This window comes from Bradyrhizobium sp. STM 3562, assembly GCF_045571435.1.
Lineage (GTDB): Bacteria > Pseudomonadota > Alphaproteobacteria > Rhizobiales > Xanthobacteraceae > Bradyrhizobium.
The window spans coordinates 4,978,997-4,998,097 of sequence record NZ_CP120694.1 but is presented as its reverse complement, the minus strand read 5'-3'; the positions used below and the strand labels follow the sequence as shown (position 1 = coordinate 4,998,097).

Annotated in this window: 17 protein-coding genes, 1 tRNA gene and 4 pseudogenes; 12 read left to right on the top strand and 10 right to left on the bottom strand. The window is 61.5% G+C overall.

Features of this window, described 5'->3' with window-relative positions:
• Nucleotides 1–33 precede the first annotated feature (33 nt).
• The 3 genes from P6U23_RS23220 to P6U23_RS23210 form a co-directional block, all read right to left on the bottom strand.
• The gene (locus P6U23_RS23220) at nucleotides 34–267 is read right to left on the bottom strand and encodes a hypothetical protein (RefSeq protein ID WP_407174891.1); all 234 of its coding nucleotides are present in this window, start codon (nucleotides 265–267) and stop codon (nucleotides 34–36) included.
• Nucleotides 267–707: a hypothetical protein gene (locus P6U23_RS23215; protein WP_407174890.1), complete on the bottom strand. Its 441-nt coding sequence runs from the start codon at nucleotides 705–707 to the stop codon at nucleotides 267–269. Before P6U23_RS23215 ends, P6U23_RS23220 begins: the two co-directional genes overlap by 1 nt.
• 163 nt (nucleotides 708–870) lie before the next feature.
• A complete protein-coding gene (locus P6U23_RS23210; RefSeq protein WP_407174889.1) occupies nucleotides 871–1,968 on the bottom strand; it encodes a helix-turn-helix domain-containing protein in 1,098 nt (365 codons plus the stop codon).
• Nucleotides 1,969–2,623: 655 nt separating this feature from the next.
• On the opposite strand from P6U23_RS23210, the pseudogene P6U23_RS23205 reads away from it, so the two are divergent.
• The 7 genes and pseudogenes from P6U23_RS23205 to P6U23_RS23175 all read left to right on the top strand — a co-directional run.
• A pseudogene (locus P6U23_RS23205) lies at nucleotides 2,624–2,925 on the top strand (ATP-binding protein); the annotation flags it as partial.
• 562 nt (nucleotides 2,926–3,487) lie between these two features.
• Nucleotides 3,488–3,943: pseudogene (locus tag P6U23_RS23200) on the top strand (DUF1254 domain-containing protein); the annotation flags it as partial.
• Between the two features lie 63 nt (nucleotides 3,944–4,006).
• Nucleotides 4,007–5,195, top strand: a pseudogene (locus tag P6U23_RS23195) (IS3 family transposase).
• 128 nt (nucleotides 5,196–5,323) lie between these two features.
• A complete protein-coding gene (gene tnpA, locus P6U23_RS23190) occupies nucleotides 5,324–5,749 on the top strand; it encodes an IS66-like element accessory protein TnpA (protein ID WP_407174888.1) in 426 nt (141 codons plus the stop codon).
• On the top strand, nucleotides 5,746–6,099 hold the full coding sequence (gene tnpB, locus P6U23_RS23185; RefSeq protein WP_353705796.1) for an IS66 family insertion sequence element accessory protein TnpB: 354 nt from the start codon (nucleotides 5,746–5,748) through the stop codon (nucleotides 6,097–6,099). The genes tnpA and tnpB overlap by 4 nt, the downstream gene beginning before the upstream one ends.
• Before the next feature lie 50 nt (nucleotides 6,100–6,149).
• Nucleotides 6,150–7,757 (top strand): IS66 family transposase, encoded by a 1,608-nt coding sequence (gene tnpC / locus P6U23_RS23180; protein WP_407181549.1) that lies wholly within the window; start codon nucleotides 6,150–6,152, stop codon nucleotides 7,755–7,757.
• A complete protein-coding gene (locus tag P6U23_RS23175) occupies nucleotides 7,721–8,761 on the top strand; it encodes a DUF1254 domain-containing protein (RefSeq protein WP_407174887.1) in 1,041 nt (346 codons plus the stop codon). The genes tnpC and P6U23_RS23175 overlap by 37 nt, the downstream gene beginning before the upstream one ends.
• A 46-nt stretch (nucleotides 8,762–8,807) precedes the next feature.
• Here P6U23_RS23175 and P6U23_RS23170 read toward each other — a convergent pair.
• The 4 genes and pseudogenes from P6U23_RS23170 to P6U23_RS23155 all read right to left on the bottom strand — a co-directional run bounded on the left by P6U23_RS23170 (nucleotide 8,808) and on the right by P6U23_RS23155 (nucleotide 13,656).
• A tRNA-Ser gene (locus tag P6U23_RS23170) sits at nucleotides 8,808–8,901 on the bottom strand.
• 481 nt (nucleotides 8,902–9,382) lie between these two features.
• Nucleotides 9,383–10,328 (bottom strand): annotated as a pseudogene (locus P6U23_RS23165) (IS630 family transposase).
• Between the two features lie 504 nt (nucleotides 10,329–10,832).
• Nucleotides 10,833–11,117, bottom strand: a complete 285-nt coding sequence (locus P6U23_RS23160) for a hypothetical protein (protein ID WP_407174886.1) — start codon at nucleotides 11,115–11,117, stop codon at nucleotides 10,833–10,835.
• A gap of 265 nt (nucleotides 11,118–11,382) precedes the next feature.
• Nucleotides 11,383–13,656, bottom strand: coding sequence for a transglycosylase SLT domain-containing protein (locus P6U23_RS23155; protein ID WP_407174885.1), 2,274 nt, complete (start codon nucleotides 13,654–13,656; stop codon nucleotides 11,383–11,385).
• Between the two features lie 260 nt (nucleotides 13,657–13,916).
• Between P6U23_RS23155 and dapA the strand changes: the two genes are divergently transcribed.
• The 4 genes from dapA (at nucleotide 13,917) to P6U23_RS23135 (ending at nucleotide 16,446) form a co-directional block, all read left to right on the top strand.
• The gene (dapA, locus tag P6U23_RS23150; protein WP_407174884.1) at nucleotides 13,917–14,807 is read left to right on the top strand and encodes a 4-hydroxy-tetrahydrodipicolinate synthase; all 891 of its coding nucleotides are present in this window, start codon (nucleotides 13,917–13,919) and stop codon (nucleotides 14,805–14,807) included.
• Between the two features lie 36 nt (nucleotides 14,808–14,843).
• Nucleotides 14,844–15,257 carry a large conductance mechanosensitive channel protein MscL gene (gene mscL / locus P6U23_RS23145; protein ID WP_407174883.1) on the top strand — a complete coding sequence of 138 codons (414 nt, stop codon included), beginning with the start codon at nucleotides 14,844–14,846 and terminating at the stop codon, nucleotides 15,255–15,257.
• A gap of 1 nt (nucleotide 15,258) precedes the next feature.
• A complete protein-coding gene (smpB, locus tag P6U23_RS23140; RefSeq protein ID WP_024512440.1) occupies nucleotides 15,259–15,732 on the top strand; it encodes an SsrA-binding protein SmpB in 474 nt (157 codons plus the stop codon).
• A 138-nt stretch (nucleotides 15,733–15,870) separates the two neighbouring features.
• Nucleotides 15,871–16,446 carry a peroxiredoxin gene (locus P6U23_RS23135; protein ID WP_407174882.1) on the top strand — a complete coding sequence of 192 codons (576 nt, stop codon included), beginning with the start codon at nucleotides 15,871–15,873 and terminating at the stop codon, nucleotides 16,444–16,446.
• A gap of 89 nt (nucleotides 16,447–16,535) precedes the next feature.
• Here P6U23_RS23135 and P6U23_RS23130 read toward each other — a convergent pair whose 3' ends face one another.
• The 3 genes from P6U23_RS23130 to P6U23_RS23120 all read right to left on the bottom strand — a co-directional run bounded on the left by P6U23_RS23130 (nucleotide 16,536) and on the right by P6U23_RS23120 (nucleotide 18,278).
• Complete coding sequence (locus P6U23_RS23130) at nucleotides 16,536–16,844, bottom strand: GIY-YIG nuclease family protein (RefSeq protein ID WP_407174881.1); 309 nt, start codon at nucleotides 16,842–16,844, stop codon at nucleotides 16,536–16,538.
• 137 nt (nucleotides 16,845–16,981) lie between these two features.
• Nucleotides 16,982–17,668 carry a uracil-DNA glycosylase gene (locus P6U23_RS23125; protein ID WP_407174880.1) on the bottom strand — a complete coding sequence of 229 codons (687 nt, stop codon included), beginning with the start codon at nucleotides 17,666–17,668 and terminating at the stop codon, nucleotides 16,982–16,984.
• Entirely contained in the window at nucleotides 17,649–18,278 is a 630-nt protein-coding gene (locus P6U23_RS23120; protein ID WP_024512696.1) for an NYN domain-containing protein, read from the bottom strand. Before P6U23_RS23120 ends, P6U23_RS23125 begins: the two co-directional genes overlap by 20 nt.
• 332 nt (nucleotides 18,279–18,610) lie before the next feature.
• On the opposite strand from P6U23_RS23120, the gene rpoZ reads away from it, so the two are divergent.
• The gene (rpoZ, locus tag P6U23_RS23115) at nucleotides 18,611–19,003 is read left to right on the top strand and encodes a DNA-directed RNA polymerase subunit omega (RefSeq protein WP_024512695.1); all 393 of its coding nucleotides are present in this window, start codon (nucleotides 18,611–18,613) and stop codon (nucleotides 19,001–19,003) included.
• The last annotated feature ends 98 nt before the right edge of the window (nucleotides 19,004–19,101 follow it).

The window sequence follows — 19,101 nt, the reverse complement described above, 5'->3', positions numbered from 1 at the left end:
CGCGACGCCGATGCCGGCACAGATTTCGGTAAGCTAAAGCGGCCGGTCGGGATTTGCCGCCAGGAAATCCTCGAAGCGCGCGATGATCGCATCGTGGCGGCGACCACCCGTAGTGACCTCGACGCCGGCGCCTTCGGCGAGGCATCGTACCATGGCGTGGATCAATTGTTCCTCCAACGCTCGGCGTACTTCCGGCAGAGCAAGTATATCGGGAGCGTCGTGTGCAAGTCGGCCGACAATCCTGTGCAGCTTCAGCAGTCGCGACATCAACGCAGGACTCGGACGGACAATCGAGGAGCGCGGTTCTTCCAAAAACTCTCGCCCAGTGATCGCTTTGCAAACGCAGGAAAGTCGTTCAGCGGAACTGACATTGTTCCGTAGTGAAAGCCGGATGCAGATCGCTGGTGCAGGATGTCGTGGCCATGAACGAGGATATCGTTCGGCGTGACCTCGACGCCGCAATGTTGCAGGTTCGGTGAGCTTGTCTCGACGAAGCCGATGGCCATGCGATCATGCGCCGTCGCTATGGTGCTTATCTGCGGCAGAACCACGCCGAAACGCTGCATCCACAACTTGTCCATGCCGATTTGCGTCATTTCGACATGAAAGCGTCCCCTCGCGGTAGGAAGGATTTCCACGTCGCCAGCCTGAACGGCCGCCTGGCAGGCCAGGGGGTCGGTAAAACTGAGGACTCTACTCCAAGGCATCGGTCTCCCCCAGGCAGAACAGTCCGCGGTTACGCGTATCAAAATTTCGCAAAAATGATCTCAAGGGCCCTTCATAGATGCCCGTCCGTCAAGGCGATCGTCGTTGCAGGGACTTGCCGTGTAATTGTCGACTAGCGCCCTCGACCGAGATACGATGTTGAGATCAGGGCACGCTGGTGAGAGGCGTCCCCTGCCGTTTCGGCAAGAGACCCGCAATTCGACACCTGGTTGTGTCTTTCTTCGCGTGCTTTTGGTTCAAGTGTGGAGTTTCGCCGCCCGCGAGTGTCGACCCGCGATCAATGCCGACCACAGTGCGCTCCACGGCGCGGTGCAATGTATCCGATGGCGACTCCCCGAATAGTGTACGGTACGCGACCGAGAAACGCCCAAGCTCCCAAAACCCGTGATTCGTGGCAATGTGGGTGACAGTTGACTTGGATGGATCCGCACGCAACAGCGCCCGCCGGACGAAGTGCATTCGGCGTAGGGTGAGAAAGCGGATCGGTCCCATCCCCAGATGCTCTTCGCATGAGGCACGAAGCGTTCGTTCCGCGACGCCGATGCCGGCACAGATTTCGGTGAGATAAAGCGGCCGGTCGGGATTTGCCGCCAGGAAATCTTCGAAACGCGCGATGATCGCGTCGTGGCGGCGGCCGCCAGTCGTGGTCTCTACGTCGGCGCCCTCCGCGAGACATCGGACCATGGTGTGGATAAGCTCGTTCTCAAGCGCACGAAGCACCTCTGGCAGTTGCAGTATGTCCGGACAGTCATGGGCGAGCTGTCCTATCGCTCTGTGCAGCCTCAACAGGCGCGACATCAATTGAGGATGCGGATGAACAATCCGCTGATCCAGTCTTTTCACAAAGTCACGGCCGATGATTGCCTCGACTGCAGTATCGAGTTCATCGATCGGGAGAGACATCGAGCCGTATTTTAGATTGGGGCCGGATCGCCGATGCACCACATCGGATCTGTTGACGATGATGTCGCCGGGCAAGACTTCCAGGCCGCAGTGTTGGAACGGCGACGAATTGGGCTCGGTAAGAAAGCCGATCGATCGCCGGTCTGGCTTGCAGGCGACCGTGCAGAGTTGCGGCGAGGATACGTGGAAACGTTGCATCCAAAGCCGGTTTGTGCCGACCTGCGTGATTTCGACCTCAAAATCTTCTCTTGTTATCGGGAATATTTCGACGTCGGCCGCCAGGATCGCCGCCTGACATGCCAGCGGATCGGTGAAGCTGATAACCCTACTCCAGGCCATTTCCGGCCTCCCGAGAAAAGTTCGCGGTTATGAAATATCCATGGGCCAGCCCCAAACTGGCTGACCCTCAAAGATCGCTGTTCACCTACCCCAATCGCCGCCGCTAGGAATGGGCGTGTTTTATCGCGACTACCACTTCTGATCAATGCACGGAATTGTGGCATCGTGCCGGGGCTCGCATGCGGTGTTGGAATTAAGTCGGATAGCGAGACCTCATCGCGCGGCGGAGGGCATCCGATTGGTGGGTCAGCCGAACGCGCGTTGGACCGGGACGCGGGCTGGGCAATTTTCGGCCAGACCACGCACCGGGCAGGTTGGGGTCCGCGGCATTCGGCAAATCTGCCGGTTTCGCATAGGCCGATCGGCGGGTGTTTGGTAATATGATCTCTATAGGACCAGAGGAGGCTGTAGCAAACATGAAGCCCTCCCTTCTATTCGCAACGATTCTGTTCGGCGGCTTGATGGGGACTGCTGCTGCCACCGGGCCGGCGGGCTCAGCCGGCGTGACTACGGCCATTCCCGGAACGATCGTAAGATGGCAGCCTGGTGATCCGGTGCCGCCTGGCCTGTTCTCTCTCTTTGGCGCGCGCACACCACACGATCAGCCAGCACCGCAACCACGCTCACGGGAAATCAGGGTCCGCAAGCAATAACCCGCCCGCTGTTCGCCAAGCTTGTCGAGGGCCGCTGGCTCGATGACCACACTAACCTGCTGATCTGCGGACCAGCCGGCGTCGGCAAGAGCTGGATCGCCTCGGCGCTCGGCCACAAGGCCTGCCGCGACAATCGCTCCGTCCTTTACCAGCGCGCCCAGCGCCTGTTCGACGATCTGGCACTCGCCCGCGACGACGGCCGCCATCCGCACCTGCTGCGCGCGCTTGGCCGCGTCGATCTGCTCATCCTCGACGACTGGTCTTCGCCCCGCTCGATGCCAGCGCCCGCGACGACCTCTGCCAGAACGCCTCGCCCCCGGGCGAGATCAAATCGGAAAGGTGGGCGACATCGTCTCGGAATCCCTGGGCGACTTCGTCGGAATCCGCAGATGGCGGAAAGCAAACCCTCGTAAACCGCCCCGAAGCGCTGCTCGAGGAACCACCAGTCGATCGTCTGCGCAAGCTTCACCAGCGGGTGCCCTATGTCGATGATCGCGTCCAGCCGCGAGCGCAAGATATCGGTCTGTCCGCTGTCGCGTCGTTCGTTCGGTCGCATCGTCGCCTCCGATGCGACCGAAGGAATCACGGGCATCGATAATCCCGAAAACGAAGTTGCAAGCTTTTGCGGTCTCACACCCCAAAAGCTTGCAATCTCAAATGCCGCTCCGTCCGCAAAATTGAGTCCGCTGAATGGCTTGGGAGGTTCTTCACGGCCGACTATTTCAAACGCTACCTGTTGGCCTCGCGCGGGAGTCCTGAGTCGATCGGTCCCACCCACTAAGCTCCGGCTTGCCGAACTTGCATAGGCGATCGTGTTCTTCGCCCTCTAGCATCCGGAAAAGACGAGCTGATGCGGGAGTAGGCGAATGAAGCATATAAAATTAGCCGTCCTCTTGAGCTCTTGCTTCCTGGCTAGTTCTGCAGTTCCGGCAGATTCCCAATCAGCCATAACCGAGCAAGAGGCACACGCCATTGGCGTCAACGCGTATCTGTATTTCTATCCGTTGATTTCGACGGATGTTACGCGGCTTTGGAGCACTAACAGCGAGCCCGGAAAGGAGCCGCTCAGAGGGCCGATGAACACTTTCGTAAGCGCAGCCGCTTATCCCCCCGACGATCTCAAGCTCGTCGTCCGTATCAACTTCGATACGCTGTATTCCTTGGCTTGGCTCGACATGACCAAAGAGCCTGTCGTTGTTTCCTCGCCTGATACCAACGGTCGTTACTTCCTTCTACCCATGCTCGACATGTGGACCGATGTGTATGCGTCTCCAGCCTGGAGAACGACAGGGACGCAGGCTCAGACGTTTCTGGTCGTTCCTGACCTTGCCCCACGGGCTTAATCCAGTTTGAAGTTCGTTCTGGCCCACGACAAGGACCAGAGCATGAAACGCAGCCGCTTTTTGGAAGAGCAAATCATCGGGATTTTGAAGGAGCACGAGGCCGGCGTCTCGGTCGCCGACCTGTGTCGCAAGCATGGCGTCAGCGACGCCAGCATCTACAAATGGAAGGCCAAGTTCGGTGGGATGGAGGTCTCGGAGGCCAAGCGGCTGAAGACGCTGGAGGACGAGAACACGCGGCTGAAACGGCTGTTGGCCGACGCCATGCTGGACAACGCGGCCTTGAAGGATCTCTTGGGAAAGAAATGGTGACGCCCGCGGCCAAGCGGAAGCTGTCGCCCATCTGCGAGGCGCATTCGCGATGAGCGAACGGCGGGCGTGTAAAGCCATCGGCTGCTGCCGCATGACCATGAGATACCAGACGACCCGGGCGGACCAAGCCGGCCTTCGCCAGCGCATGAGGGCGATCGCCCAGCAGCGCCGCCGCTTCGGCTATCGGCGCCTGCACGTTCTGCTCAAGCGAGAGGGCTATGTGATCAACCACAAGAAGCTGTTCCGGCTCTACCGGGAAGAGAAGCTTGCGGTGCCTCGCCGTGGCGGTCGCAAGCGGGCGATCGGGACCCGGGCGCCAATGATGGTGCCAATGGCGCCGAACGACCGCTGGTCGCTTGACTTCGTATCCGATCAACTCACCGACGGCCGCCGCTTCTGCATCCTGACAGTGGTCGACGACTGCAGCCGCGAGTGCCTGGCGCTGGTGGCCGATACCTCGCTCTCCGGCACGCCGGTGGCGCGGGAACTGGACCGGCTGGTGATTGAGCGCGGCAAGCCGAAGATGGTGGTCAGCGACAATGGCAGCGAACTCACCAGCAACGCCATCCTGGCATGGGCCGATCAGAACCGCATCGCATGGCACTACATCGCGCCGGGCAAGCCCATGCAGAACGCCTTCATCGAGAGCTTCAATGGCCGGCTGCGGGACGAACTGTTGAACGAGACACTGTTCACGTCGCTGGCCCACGCCCGCATCGCGCTCAAATGCTGGCAGGCCGATTACAACGAGGCACGACCACACTCGCAGCTTGGATGGAGAACACCATCTGAGTTTGCCTTGATCTGCCACCCGCGCCGGGATCTGGCGCTGCGCTTTGCCGAGGGCTCCGCGCCAGCTCCCGTCGCTCCCACCGCCCAACCGGGTAAATCCAACAGCCAGGGCGAACTCAGGACTGGATAAAACTTGGGGGCATGGTCATTCCACCTGGATGGCGGCCTGATTTACGACAGTAAGCGCTCAGCCAATACCCTGGCTTCGGGGTTGGATTAGATGTGCGAAGAAGCCTCCGGCTTGAACGGAGGTTTGGGATGGGATCGGACGGCAAAAAAGACGCCCATTTGGACAGCTCATCAGTTGGTGGAGCAGTCAGCCGGCTTGAGGTGCTTGAGGGACCGTCCGGGCGTCGCGTGCGTTCAGAGGCCGAGCGGGCTCGGATCGTCGCCGAAAGTCTGTTGCCCGGCGCTCAGGTGGCGGAGGTGGCGCGCAAGCACGGGGCGACGCGCTGGCAAATTTACGATTGGCGACGACGCTTCCGACAGCGCGGCGAATTGCCGTCGTGCGAGGCTCCGCAGCCGCCGTTCGCGCCGCTGGTCGTGGAGGGGCCGTTTGAGGAGCGTCACGTTCCAACAGTCAAGCTCGAGATTGCGATTGGCGACGTCGTCGTGCGGACGGACGCGGCGATAGATGGGGAGCAGTTATCTCGAGTGATCCGCGCGGTGCGGGCGTCACGATGATTGTCCCCGGCGCCGAGCTGAAGATTTACATCGCGACGCGGCCCGTCGACTTCCGCTGTGGGCATGATGGGCTTGCTGCGAAGGTGCAGGAGATGCTTGGTCTCGATCCGTTCAGCGGTGCAGCCTTCGTGTTCCGGTCGAAACGGGCGGACCGGATCAAGATTTTGGTGTGGGATCGAACGGGCCTGGTGCTGGTGCACAAACGCCTCGAGGGTTGCAAGTTCGTGTGGCCAAAGATTGCGGATGGCGTGATGCGGATATCGCCGGCGATGTTCGCGGCACTGTTCGAAGGCTTGGACTGGAGATTGGTCCGCCCGGAGGAAGCGCGGCGTCCACAGGTCGCTGGATAAGTGCGGCAGAATGACTCTGTACCGAGTTGGGCATGGCGCCGGCGGCGCAGATGTGCTCGACATGGCGCATGAGCACCGCGACGCTTCGCGACGAGAATGAACGCCTGAAGGCGCTTTTAGCGCAAACGCAGGCAGCATTGAGCGAACATCAAGCGGCGCTGGCAACGTCGGAAGAAGCGCGGCGCCGGTTGGAGGTCATTCTCGGGGAACTACGCCGAGAGAAGTTCGGAGCGAAGTCCGAGAAGCTGCGGCCAGATCAATATCATTTGCCGCTCGAAGACGTGGAGATCGCGCAAGGCGTCCTGGACGCGGCACAGGAGAAGGCTGCGGCCGTCATCAGGGGCCGATCGCGTGCTGGATCGGATCAGGACCGTCATCGCAATCGGGGCTGCTTGCCTGCCCATTTGCCGCGGGTGGAGCGGATCCTCGAGCCTGCGAGCACGTTCTGTCCGTGCGGCTGCGGCGCGATGACGAAGATCGGCGAGGACGTCAGCAAGCGCCTTGACGTGATCCCGGCACAATGGCGCGTGCTGGTCACGCGCCGCCCGAAATACATCTGCCGCCGCTGCTCCGGCCCTGTCGTGCAGGCGCACGCGCCGGAGCATGTCGTGCCTGGCGGACTACCGACCGAAGCGGCGATTGCGCAGGTGATCGTCTCCAAGTTTGGCGACCATACGCCGTTTTACCGTCAGGCCGAGATCTATGCGCGCCAGGGGATCCGGCTTGATCGGGCGACCCTGGGCAATTGGTCAGGCCGCGCCTGCTTCCATCTGCAACCCGTTGCCGACCGCATGCGCCGCCATCTGGCAGCAGCGGATCGTCTGTTCATGGATGAAACCACGGCGCCGGTGCTCGATCCTGGGCGGGGTCAAACGAAGAAGGGCTACTTCTGGGCAATCGTCTCCGACGACCGCGGCCATAGCGGCCCAAGTCCGCCGATCGTGCTGTTCCGATATGCCCCCGGTCGCAGCGGCGCCTTCGCTGAGCAGTTCCTGGACGGCTTCAACGGACGCTTCCTGCAATGCGATGCCTATGACGGTTATGATCGGCTGCTCGAAGTCGCCCGACCGCAAGGGCCGTGGACGCTCGTACATTGCTGGAGCCATTTGCGCCGGCGCTTCGTCAAATTGGCCCGCAACAGTAAATCGCCGATCGCCGAGGCCGCCGTCCGGCAGATCGCACAGCTCTACGCCATCGAAGCCATGGTACGCGGTTCATCGCCGGATATCAGGCTGGCCGCGCGGAAGGAACACTCGCTGCCGCTCGTCGAGGCGTTGAAGCCGTGGTTCGAGAAACAGCTGTCGATGATCTCCAGCGGCTCGACGCTCGCTGAGGACATCCGCTACGCGCTCAATCATTGGCAGGGGCTGACGCGCTTCCTCGATGACGGGCGTCTCGAGCTCGATACCAATCCGGTTGAAAACGCGATCCGGCCAATCTGCTTGACCAGAAAAAACGCTCTCTTCGCCGGTCATGAGGTCGGAGCCGAAAACTGGGCCTTGCTCGCATCCATCGTGGCGACCTGTAAGCTCAACGACGTCAACCCGGTCGCCTACATCGCCGAAACGCTCACGGCGATCATTGCCGGCCATCCCCAAAGCGAAATCGACGACCTCATGCCATGGCGGTTCCGCAAAACGTCAAGCCAGCATCAATAGGGTTGCGGCTAAGCGCTTACTTACGACAGCGTGTCATCGAGGATTTCAAGCTGCCCAAGGATACACAGGTCATCGAGGCGCCGACCCCCTACAGCATCGTGATCGGGCGCACGAAAACTGACGGTCCACAGGACTATGATGCAGTCCACAAGATACAAGCGGACTACAGGGTCACCCCACTGTCCGAGTGGGGCAAACCACCTCAGCTGTTGACCGTGAAAGTCGATCCCAGCATCGACATGAAGACGCCGCCGAAAGAGCAGGTGGACGGGATGTCGGCAGATCGCTACTTCGCATATGCCGCCGAGCTTTTGAAGGTGAACCCTCCGCACATCACTGATCAACCTATGCTGGATGAGCTGAAGAAGATCGGCATCGAGCGTGGCAAGAGTTTCGACTTGAGCAAGGTCGATCCTGCCATTCGAAGGGGGCTCATGACGGCTCCGGAAGACGCGCATAAATTGATGGAATGGATCACACCAAGGCTGGCCCGCGTCGTCAACGGCTGGCAAATGAATACGACCACGATGGGCGTCTATGGCAACTACTACTTAAAACGCGCTGTCGTGGCCGCAGTCGGCCTTGGGGCGAGCGTGCCTGAAGATGCGATCTATCCCTTCAATCTTGGTGATGAGATGGGAAAGCCGCTCGAGGGGTCGAACAAGTTCGTTCTTCACTTCGATAAGGCAAGCACACCACCCGTCCACGCGTTCTGGTCCGTCACACTGTATAACAGCGAGGGCTATCAGGTCCCAAACGCGCTCAATCGCTTCGCCGTCAGTAGCTGGATGCCGTGGAAATACAATCCGGACGGATCGCTCGATCTTTATTTTCAGAACGAAAGTCCGGGCACTGACAAGGAAGCCAACTGGCTGCCAGCTCCAAAGGGGCCGTTCAATTTGACCATGCGCATGTATGCCCCGAAATCAGAGGCGATCACGGGAAAATGGGACCCGCCCCCGGTCACACGGGTTCAGGCTGCGCGGGGCCTAGCTGCTCAATAGACCGCGTTGGCTTTGGGCTTTTGGCGCACGCTGCGAAACAAGCTGGTGGCGGAGACGGAGGGATTCGAACCCTCGATAGGGCTTTACAACCCTATAACGGTTTAGCAAACCGCCGCCTTCAGCCACTCGGCCACGTCTCCGGCAGCGCCGATATGCCTGACGCTGCCCTGCGCCGCAAGCGCCAGATTTGGTCTGTCCCGTTTGTAATGTGCGGGACGCCTGCGGTTGGGTAACGAGCGCGAACTGGCAAACGGACAGTCGAAAACTCCTGCCAGAAATCTTCAGAAAAAACAATAACTTGGGTGGGAGGGCTTGATTGCGTGCCATTTGTGCAACACCCCCCTGACGACGCGTGCACGCGCCGGCGCAGTTCATCTGTTCTGTCCGGTTCCGGAGGCCGCTGAGACCCGTGCGCGGATGGACGCTCAACGTCAGCGTGCTGCGTGACTTCTGACCAGGGCGTCCCCCCTCCGGGGCATTCCAATACAGCTCGGCAGGAAACCGAGGGCCGTGCTCTCGGCTTACTCCAAGACGGGGCCGCCAATACGATCTCCGGCAGGTCTGCGATAAAATGTATTGGAATTGCCCTTTTGCGTGAGACTGGAAATGTCTTAGAGCGTTTCACGTTTTGATAGAAGCGTATCCGGCGTTTTCGAAGTAGTTGCTGCATTCGTTGGGCTGGATGGTTGTGATGAGGCTGCCGATATGGCGGCAAATGTCGTCGATGGTGCGCTTCTGGGCGGCGCGCATCCAGTGCTTGATCTTGGCGAAGGCCTGTTCGATCGGATTGAGGTCGGGGAGTATGGCGGCAGGTACCAGAGCCTCGCGCCGGCGGCTTTGATCAAGCGGCGCAGGACCGCCGACTTATGACTGCCGAGATTGTCCATGATGACGATGTCGCCGGGCTGAAGCTGCGGAACGAGAACCTGCTGGACATAGGCGCGGAAGCATTCGCCGTTGATTGGGCCGTCGAACAGGCACGGTGCGGTGAGGCGGTCGCAGCGCAAGGCGCCGACAAAAGTCAGGGTGCGCCAGTGGCCATGTGGCGTGAAGCTCCGCACCCGCGCGCCTTTTGGCCCCCATCCGCGCAGTGGGGCCATGTTGGTCTTAATCCAGGTCTCGTCGATAAAGACCAGGCGTCGGGTATCGAGGTTGGCCTGCCATGAACGCCAGCGCTGGCGTCTACGCGCGACGTCGGAGCGAGCTCGCTCGAGGGCGAGCAGCGTTTTTTTGAACCGCAGCCCTTCGCGACGCAGAAACAGCCAAACCGCATTGTGGGAAACCTTGATCCCGCGCGCCGCCAGTTCGTCCTTTAGGGCGTGAAGCGTCACATGCGGCGTCTGACTGATCCGTTCCTTGATGAAGGCGCGATGCGGCTCAAGGACGGGTTTGCGATGGCCCCCATCTTCCCGGGCGCTACCGAGCCGGTCGCGCGATAACGTTGCGACCACTTCACCACGGACGACACCGCAACGCCAAACCTCGCTGCGACCGAACGACAGCTCTCACCCTTCGCAACCGCCGCAACAACACGCTTACGCAGGTCATTGGAAATTGGTCGAACCATCGGATGCTGGCCTCCAGTCCCAGCCAGCATCTTGAATCACATTCGCCCCAAAACCGGAATCCCTTCCGATTCAATGAAGCTGTGAACCGCTCCTAGCTCGGAAAACCGCCGATGCATTTGGAAGAGATTCGAAAATTCTGGGGCGCAGGTTCTCGGCGTCCGTGGCCCGCAATGGATGATCATTGCCGCGTTGCAGGATCTCGATCAGGGTGAGGGAGTGCCCGCCGACATCTTGGCAAGCGCACTGCATGCCCATCCGCCGGGTTTTTGCTTAGGACGGCGTCGATCAATGCGAAATGTGAGCGTCCGTGCTCTCGCAAAGAGCACGCGCTCCTGTGGAGCTCTTGTGGAGGATGAGCGCCTTCGACCAAGCCGTCATTGCGAGAAGCCAACGGCTCCGCGCAAAGCGCGGCCCGATGACTGGCTCTAGTGACGAAGCAATGCAGACTTTCTCCGCGGATGCGGACTGGATTGCCTCGCTTGCGCTCGTAATGACGCTACTCTCTAGATCTGTCGCGAAGTCAGCTCGGCCAAATGCTTGCGCGCCTTGTCCGTGAGTGAGAGGAAGACAACCTCGTCGTCTTCGATCTGCCAAACAAAGCCTCTCCTGCAGAGAAGTCTCGATTGCGTCGTCACGAACGCAGCGTCGACGTGAAGCATTTCGGCGACCGCCGCGACCGGAACGGCCTTGCCCCGCTCGAGCTCATGCAAGGCCATAATGATCATCCATTGCGGCCCTCGCACGCCGAGAGCTCTCGCCCAGAAGTTCTGAACGTCTGCTAAGTTCACCCGATCCTCCCCAGATAGCCAGAGTGGTCTCTGGTCTTTTTTCTAGTTTGATTGGTCCTAGCCCGATTGGGCTCATGCAAAAGCTGCGCCGATATAGTCCTCCACGCACAAGTTGCCGGCTCCATACTAGGGCATTTTGCCTCGAGTGTCGCGGTGACATTGGTCTAAAGCAATGAGGCAGTTGTGTGGGCAGCCGCTGTGACGCGTCGCTCGTTCGCGCTCCAGGAAGCGTGTGCATCGGCAATCGTTTGATTTCTCGGCGCCGCTATTCGATCGCACCGCGATGCAAGTCGGCCTCGATCTGCAGATGCGTGCCGCCGCCGAAACGGGCGCGGTAGACCTGCAGGTTCTCCATCACCCGCTGCACATAGTTGCGAGTCTCGGAGAAGGGGATCAGCTCCACCCAGTCGACCGCGTCCACTTTGGGATCGCGCGGATCGCCGTAACGCTCGATCCATTTCTTCAGGCTGCCGCGACCGGCGTTGTACGCCGCGAAGGCCATGATGTAGGAGCCGCGATAATCCTCCAGCAGGCCGCCGAGCTCGGCGGCGCCGAGCGCCGTGTTGTAGACCGGATCGCTCTTCATCCGCCTGAGATCGAAGGCGACGCCGGCGCGCTTGCAGACATATTGGCCGGCATCGGGCGTCACCTGCATCAGGCCATAGGCCTGCGCCGGCGACACCACGGCCTGATTGAAAGCGCTTTCCTGCCGCGCGATCGCGAAGACGACGCTCTGCTCGACCTCCGGCCCGATCGCCCGGTACTGCGGAATGCCGTTGAGGGGATAGGCATAGAAGTCGAACGGCAGCCCGCGATTGAGCGCGGCCTTGCCGACCAGGAGCATGCCGCGCGCATCGTTATAGCGATGCGCGAGCTCGCCGAGTCCGACCAGTGCTTCGGGATCGCCGTTCTCGCCCATGTCTGCGAAGATCGGCACCGCGATTTCGCGTTCGTCCAGCTCGTAGAGCAACTGCACGGCGCGGACGATCTCCAGCCGTTCGGCGCTGCGGCTGCGCGGCGCCGACCGTAAGCCGAGCTGCGGCAGGCCGAGCTTGGCGCGGGCCAATTGCCCGTAATAGCTCGTCGATTGCTCGGCGGCGGAGGCGTAGGCTGCGCGCGCCTCCTGCATCCGGCCGGCGGCTTCCGCCGCGCGGCCCTGCCAATAGCCGGCGCGCGCGAGCGTGGTCGGGTTGACGCTGCCGACGCCGATCCGGGCAAAATGCTGGGCGGCGGTCGTGGGATCGTTGAGGAAGCGCAGCGCGATCCAGCCCGCGGTGAATTCCTGCTCGGTCTTGTAGATATCGCGGGTCGGCAGCGCGGCATCGCGCGCGATCACATAGGCGGTGCGATATTCGCCGGCGTCGATCATCTTGCGCGCGAGCAGGCGCCGCTCGACCCACCATTCGTCGAGATTATAAAGGCGGGCCGGATCGCGCGGCGCGTTCACCATGAGCTGCGCGGCTTCCGCGAATTTTTCCTCACGCCGCAGCAATTGGATCTTGGCGAAGAGATAGCCGGTGTCGCTGCGCAGCTCGTACGGAACGGCTTCCAGCAGGGCGCGAAGATTGGGCGCCTTGCGGTAGGCAGCGATCCGCGCCTTGGCCAAGGCGACATAGCCGGAGCCCAGACGCTTGGCTGCGCGCATCGCGGCCTCATGCTCGCTGCCATAGAGCAGCGTGTCCATGCGCGCCTTGTGGTCGGACGGCGCAAGCAGCGCGCCGAACAGGTCGAGCGCGGTGCTCTCGGTTTCCTCACCCATGGAGTCGTTGCGCCAGGCCTCGCGCACCAGCCGCTCGGCATTGGTGCGGTCGCCCCGCGCCAGCAGTACCTTGGCTAGCGCAAAGCGGCCTTTGGCCGACAGCGGCGATTCGTTCTCGAACCACGACCACACCGCGGAGTCCTCGCGCTTGTCGTCCCACAGCGTGGCCTCCAGCCGCCGGCGCAGGAATGTCTGCGATGGCCAGCTCGGATTGGCCTCGATGAAAGCACGATAGCGTTCGGCGCTCGCGCCATTGTCGTCGCTGCGCAGGATGATCCATTCGGCGAGCTTTTTCGCCACGGGATCGGAGATCGAAGCCTCGACCTGGGTCGCCTCGGTCGGGTTGTGCTTGCGAATGAGCTCGATGACGTTTTCCAGCGCGTCGCGGTCGCCTTGCGAGGTCGAGGCGGTCGCGGCGATCGCGGCCGGGACGATCGGCTTGCGCGGGGCGAGCGCCGGCATTGCGGCACGCTGTCGCGTCGGCGGTGTGGCCAGCGGTGCCTGGCTGGAAATGCTTGCGGTTACCTTCGGCGCGGTCGCGGGAACGGACGCGGAGGCGTGCGCCGAGACCGGAATGGCCTTGGGTACGGCGTTGCGGGCCGTGGATGCTGCATTGCGTGCGATCGGGCGAGGCTTCGGCAGAGGAACCTTGGGACCGATCAGCTCGTTTGCCGCATAGGCGGTTAGCCCGACCGAAATGGTCAGGCCGATCGCCAGCACCGAGGACAAGGCAAGCAGGCCCGTCGATCGCAAAACGGCGGCGAGAGGAGAGGGGATCACGGCATTCCTTCGCGGCGAATCATTTGGTCGCCCAAGGGTTAGCGGTATTCGTCTGAATATTTCGGAAAAAACTGGAAAACGCGCCCCGAAGGCCCGGTTTGTGCGCCCGCACCGCGGCGAAATCGCGGCCGAAGGCTCCCGCGAGGCTACGGTGGACCTGAGAGGGGGCAAGCGACCCTTTCGCCCAGTCGCCGGACCCGATAAGAAGGAGTTTTCAGCCAGATGCTAGCGGCCGCAGCCCGCGTTTTTGGAGAAGTTCCATGGCAGCCAAGACAAAATTCCGGGGCTCCTTCACCGCCCTCGTGACCCCGTTCAAAAATGGCTCAGTGGACGAGGCGGCGTTCCGTTCGCTGGTGAATTGGCAGATCTCCGAGGGCACCCACGGGCTGGTCCCGGTCGGTACCACCGGCGAGAGCCCGACGCTGAGCCATGACGAGCACAAGCGCGTGGTGGAGTGGTGCATCGCGGAGGCCAAGGGCCGGGTGCCTGTCATCGCCGGCGCCGGTTCCAATTCGACCAAGGAAGCCATCGAACTCTGCGAACACGCCGAACAAGCGGGTGCAGACGCCGTGCTGGTGGTGACACCTTATTACAACAAGCCGACGCAGGAGGGTCTTTACCAGCACTTCAAGGCCATGAACGATGCGATCGGGATTCCGATCATCATCTACAACATTCCGCCGCGCTCGGTGATCGACATGTCGGTTGATACCATGAAGCGGCTGTTCGAGCTCAAGAACATCGCGGGCGTCAAGGACGCGACCGCGAGCATGGTGCGGGTGTCGCAACAGCGTGCAGCCATGGGCGAGGATTTCAACCAGCTCTCGGGCGAAGACGCGACCGTGCTCGGTTATATGGCCCATGGCGGTCACGGCTGCATCTCCGTGACATCGAATGTCGCGCCAAGGCTCTGCTCGGAGTTTCACGTCGCCTGGCAGCGCGGCGATCACGCCACCGCGCTGAAGATTCACGACAAGCTGATGCCGCTGCACATGAACTTGTTCATCGAAAGCAATCCGGCGCCGGTGAAATATGCGCTCTCGCTGCTCGGCAAGATCGAGGAGAAGCTGCGCCTGCCGATGGTGCCGGTGTCCGAACCCACCCGGATCGCCGTGCGCAACGCCATGGTGCATGCCGGCTTGATCAATTGATACGCTCTTCGCGGGTCAACGAGGAGGGAGGCGGAGGTGCTGAAGGAATTCCGCGAATTCGCGATGAAAGGCAATGTCGTCGACCTCGCGGTCGGCCTCATTATCGGCGCGGCGTTCGGAGCGATCGTCAGCTCTCTGGTTGCCGACGTCATCATGCCGGTTGTCGGCGCGGTCACCGGCGGGATCGACTTCTCCAACTATTTCCTGCCCCTGTCGAGCAAGGTCACTGCGGGGGATCTTGCGGAAGCAAAAAAACAAGGCGCGGTACTGGCTTGGGGGCATTTCCTGACGCTCACCATCAATTTCTTCATCGTCGCCTTTGCGATGTTCCTCGTCGTTCGCGTCATGAACAAGTTGAGGCGCCATGAGGAAGCAGCTCCCGCGCCGGCGAAGCCGACACCCGAGGTAGAGCTCCTGACCGAAATCCGGGATCTGTTGAAGAAGACTTGAAGTGGCCGAGAAAAACGAACGTGCGATCAAGGTGGTCGCGGAAAACCGGAAAGCGCGGTTCAACTACGCGATCGAGGATACGGTGGAAGCCGGGATTGCGCTGAGCGGTACCGAAGTGAAGTCGATGCGCGGCGGCAAGAGCACGATCGCGGAATCCTATGCCGATGCAAGGGGCGGCGAGATCTGGCTGATCAACGCCAACATTCCCGAATATCTGCAGGCCAACCGCTTCAACCATGAGCCGAAACGGCCGCGCAAGCTGTTGTTGCACCGCAAGCAGATCAACAAATTGATCGGCGCGGTGGATCGCGAAGGCATGACGCTGATCCCGCTCAAGCTTTACTTTAACGAGCGCGGCCGCGCCAAGCTGCAGCTCGCCGTCGCCAAGGGCAAGAAGCTGCACGACAAGCGCGAGACTCTCAAGAAACGAGACTGGGGTCGGGAGAAAGGCCGCCTGTTGCGGGCAAGGGGGTAATGATTGCCCTCATCCTGAGGAGCCCGCCGCCGGCGGGCGTCTCGAAGGATGAGGCTCGAGCGGCGGCCTCATGGTTCGAGACGGCGCTAGCGCCTCCTCACCATGAGGATCGGGCGTCGAGGATGTTGAGGAAACGACATGAACCAGCGAAATCTTCTCGAAGTCGATTGGAGCAAGATCCCCGCGCCGAGCGACGATGGCGGCGCGGCGCACCTGCCCGGCATGGCGATCCCGCCCATCGGCCTGCGTGCGACCGACGACACCATGGTGACGTTGTCGGCGCTTTCCGGACGCAGCGTCGTGTTCGCTTATCCCCGCACCGGCGAGCCCGGCAAGATCGCGCTGGTCGACGACTGGGACATGATCCCGGGGGCGCGCGGCTGTACGCCGCAGACCTGCGCTTTCCGCGATTTGTTCGCCGAGCTGAAGGCGGCGGGTGCCGCCCATGTGTTCGGCCTGTCCACGCAGGACAACGCCTATCAGACCGAGATGGCCTCGCGGCTGCATCTGCCGTTTCCGGTGCTGTCGGACGAGAAGCTTGAACTGACCAAGGCGCTGCGCCTGCCCACGATGGAGGTGGCGGGACTGACGCTGATCAAGCGGCTGACGCTGATCATCGATGACGCCCGCATCACCCACGTGTTCTATCCGGTATTTCCGCCGGACCAGAATGCCGCGGAAGTGCTGGCGTGGTTGAAGGAGAATAAGGCTTAGCGCTGGCCATCCTTTCAGCGGCGCTCATTTGACCCGTCATCCTGAGGCGCGAGCGAAGCGAGCCTCGAAGGATGCACGGCGCGGCTGCTTCACTCACTCGCTTTCGGCGCTCCAGCCCGACGACGGGCGAGTACACTGAGGGCTTTCCAATCGGAACGAATGAGCGCTTCTTTTTTTGGTGCGACTCCAGCCTTGATCTGTCGTTCGATGGCAATCCCGTCCGTGATGCGGTCGAAATACTCGGACCAGACGAGAACGACCGGTCGACGCGAGAATGTGTAGCCGGGATAGGCGCCTGCATTGTGCTGATCGATACGTGGCGACAGATCTTCTCCGGTTGCGCTTTCAACATAGAATGAGCCATCGGAGCAACGGAGCATGTAGACGTATATGCCCAAGGGCGTTCATCCCTTTGCGTCGCGCACGAGTGGCTGCAGCGGGGCCGTTCATCCTTCGAGGCTCGCTGCGCGAGCGTCTCAGGATGACGGTTTGAGATTGGTGCTCGGCCCGCAGCAAGAGTGGTCCACCCAGCGCGTCAATCCATATCCGCCTTCACCTTCGCAAACACGCTGCGAAACATGTCCGCCGTCAGCACGCCTGTGTTGGTGTTGTAGCGGGAGCAATGATAGCTGTCGTAAAGCTTGAGCCGCCCGGCCTGATGGACCGCGCCATGCGCGAATGGCGCCGCTGAACTGCGCAGCTTCAGTGCTTTCACCACGGAATCATGCGCGATGCGGCCGAGCGCGACGATCGCGCGCAGCCGCGGCAGATGATCGATGGTCGCGGCGAGAAAGGATCGGCAGGTGTTGATCTCTGCCGGCAGCGGCTTGTTCTGCGGCGGCACGCAGCGCACCGCGTTGCTGATGAGGCAATCGACCAGCGTGAGTCCGTCGTCGGGCCGCGCCTCGTAATGGCCGCGCGCAAAGCCATACTCGAGCAGCGTCGCATAGAGCAGGTCGCCGGCAAAATCACCGGTGAAGGGGCGGCCGGTGCGATTGGCGCCCTGCAACCCCGGCGCTAGTCCGACCACCAACAGGCGGGCCGCGGGATCACCGAAGGAGGGCACCGGTGCATTGAACCAGCCGGGTTGCTTCGTCCGCGCCTCGGCGCGGAATGCGGCTAGCCTTGGGCAGAGCGGACAGTTGCGGTCGGGTTCGATGCCGAGCGGCGCGGAGGATGTCGGTGCCCCCGCCGCATGCTTCTCAATCGTCGAAATCGTCATCGCCGCCCCGTGGCGCCATCGTCGTCGCGCGCTGCAGGAATTGCGGCGCATGATGACGCGGCTCGCGCGGCGCGGGGCGTTCGGACGGATCGCGGCCGAGTTTCGACTGCAGCTCCACGAGATCGGTGAAGACGTCGGCCTGGCGGCGCAGCTCATCGGCAATCATCGGCGGCTGGCTCGAGATGGTCGAGATCACCGTTACGCGCACGCCGCGGCGCTGCACGGCCTCGACCAGGGACCGAAAGTCACCGTCGCCGGAGAACAGCACCATCTGATCGATGTGCTCGGCGAGTTCCATCGCGTCGACGGCGAGTTCGATGTCCATGTTGCCTTTGACCTTGCGACGGCCGCTGGCGTCGATGAACTCTTTGGTCGCCTTGGTCACGACCGTGTAACCGTTGTAGTCCAGCCAGTCGATCAGGGGGCGGATCGAGGAATACTCCTGATCTTCGATGATCGCGGTGTAGTAGAACGCGCGGACGAGATTGCCGCGGCTTTGGAATTCCTTGAGGAGGCGCTTGTAGTCGATATCGAAACCGAGCGTCTTGGCCGTCGCGTAAAGATTGGCGCCGTCGATAAAGAGCGCGATCTTGTTTGAGGAAGAGGACATTCGTTGCTTACTCGCGTTGTTTGGTATCCGTTCTTGGCGCGGCGGCAGGGACCGCGCATTTCAAAGCACTGCCGACGCCGGCCGGATCGTCTTTCGGACATTACCGCAAATCGGGTAGGGGCGGGGCAATAAAGGTATAACTGTGACGAAGCAATAAAGCGTTTTCTTGTCCAAAACCGCCACGTGCCGCTTTCGATCCCACACCCTCATATCGGTTATCAGAGCGTTCACGTGAGGCCAAATCACAAATTAGTCTTGCGAAAGGCCGCCCGGCTCTATAACTAGCGGGCAAATCGACATTTATTGACCCCCAACCAACGGAGCGACAGGCCATGGCGCGCGTCACCGTAGAAGACTGCATTGACAAGGTGGACAACCGGTTCGACCTCGTCCTGCTGGCCGCACATCGCGCCCGTATGATTTCCTCCGGCTCACAACTTACAGTTGATCGCGATAACGACAAAAACCCTGTCGTTTCGCTGCGGGAGATCGCTGATTCGACCATTTCGCCGGAGGACCTGCGCGAAGAGCTCGTGCACTCGCTGCAGAAGTTCGTCGAGGTGGACGAGCCCGAGCCCGATACCGTGCCCTTGATCGGTTCGGCCGGCGCCAGCGTCGATGCGGACGACACCGAAGTGGCGGTCGAGCGCATGACCGAAGAGGAGCTCTTGAAGGGACTTGAGGGCTTGGCGCCGCCCGAGGAGCAGCCCGAAGAGGACGAGTAAGCCGCCAAGCCGAGGCTTGCTTCCGACCTTTCCAGCCGCCACATCTTTAGGGCCCGGATTCTGATCCGGGCCTTTGCTTTTGTTGGCGTTTTCGTGGT

Bases quoted from the DNA above. Each gene is read 5' to 3' on its own strand.
- P6U23_RS23220 (WP_407174891.1), bottom strand. From the start codon at position 267: ATGTCGCGACTGCTGAAGCTGCACAGGATTGTCGGCCGACTTGCACAC.
- P6U23_RS23215 (WP_407174890.1), bottom strand. From the start codon at position 707: ATGCCTTGGAGTAGAGTCCTCAGTTTTACCGACCCCCTGGCCTGCCAG.
- P6U23_RS23210 (WP_407174889.1), bottom strand. From the start codon at position 1,968: ATGGCCTGGAGTAGGGTTATCAGCTTCACCGATCCGCTGGCATGTCAG.
- tnpA (WP_407174888.1), top strand. From the start codon at position 5,324: ATGGGATCGGACGGCAAAAAAGACGCCCATTTGGACAGCTCATCAGTT.
- tnpB (WP_353705796.1), top strand. From the start codon at position 5,746: ATGATTGTCCCCGGCGCCGAGCTGAAGATTTACATCGCGACGCGGCCC.
- tnpC (WP_407181549.1), top strand. From the start codon at position 6,150: ATGTGCTCGACATGGCGCATGAGCACCGCGACGCTTCGCGACGAGAAT.
- P6U23_RS23175 (WP_407174887.1), top strand. From the start codon at position 7,721: ATGGCGGTTCCGCAAAACGTCAAGCCAGCATCAATAGGGTTGCGGCTA.
- dapA (WP_407174884.1), top strand. From the start codon at position 13,917: ATGGCAGCCAAGACAAAATTCCGGGGCTCCTTCACCGCCCTCGTGACC.
- P6U23_RS23135 (WP_407174882.1), top strand. From the start codon at position 15,871: ATGAACCAGCGAAATCTTCTCGAAGTCGATTGGAGCAAGATCCCCGCG.
- P6U23_RS23125 (WP_407174880.1), bottom strand. From the start codon at position 17,668: ATGACGATTTCGACGATTGAGAAGCATGCGGCGGGGGCACCGACATCC.
- P6U23_RS23120 (WP_024512696.1), bottom strand. From the start codon at position 18,278: ATGTCCTCTTCCTCAAACAAGATCGCGCTCTTTATCGACGGCGCCAAT.
- rpoZ (WP_024512695.1), top strand. From the start codon at position 18,611: ATGGCGCGCGTCACCGTAGAAGACTGCATTGACAAGGTGGACAACCGG.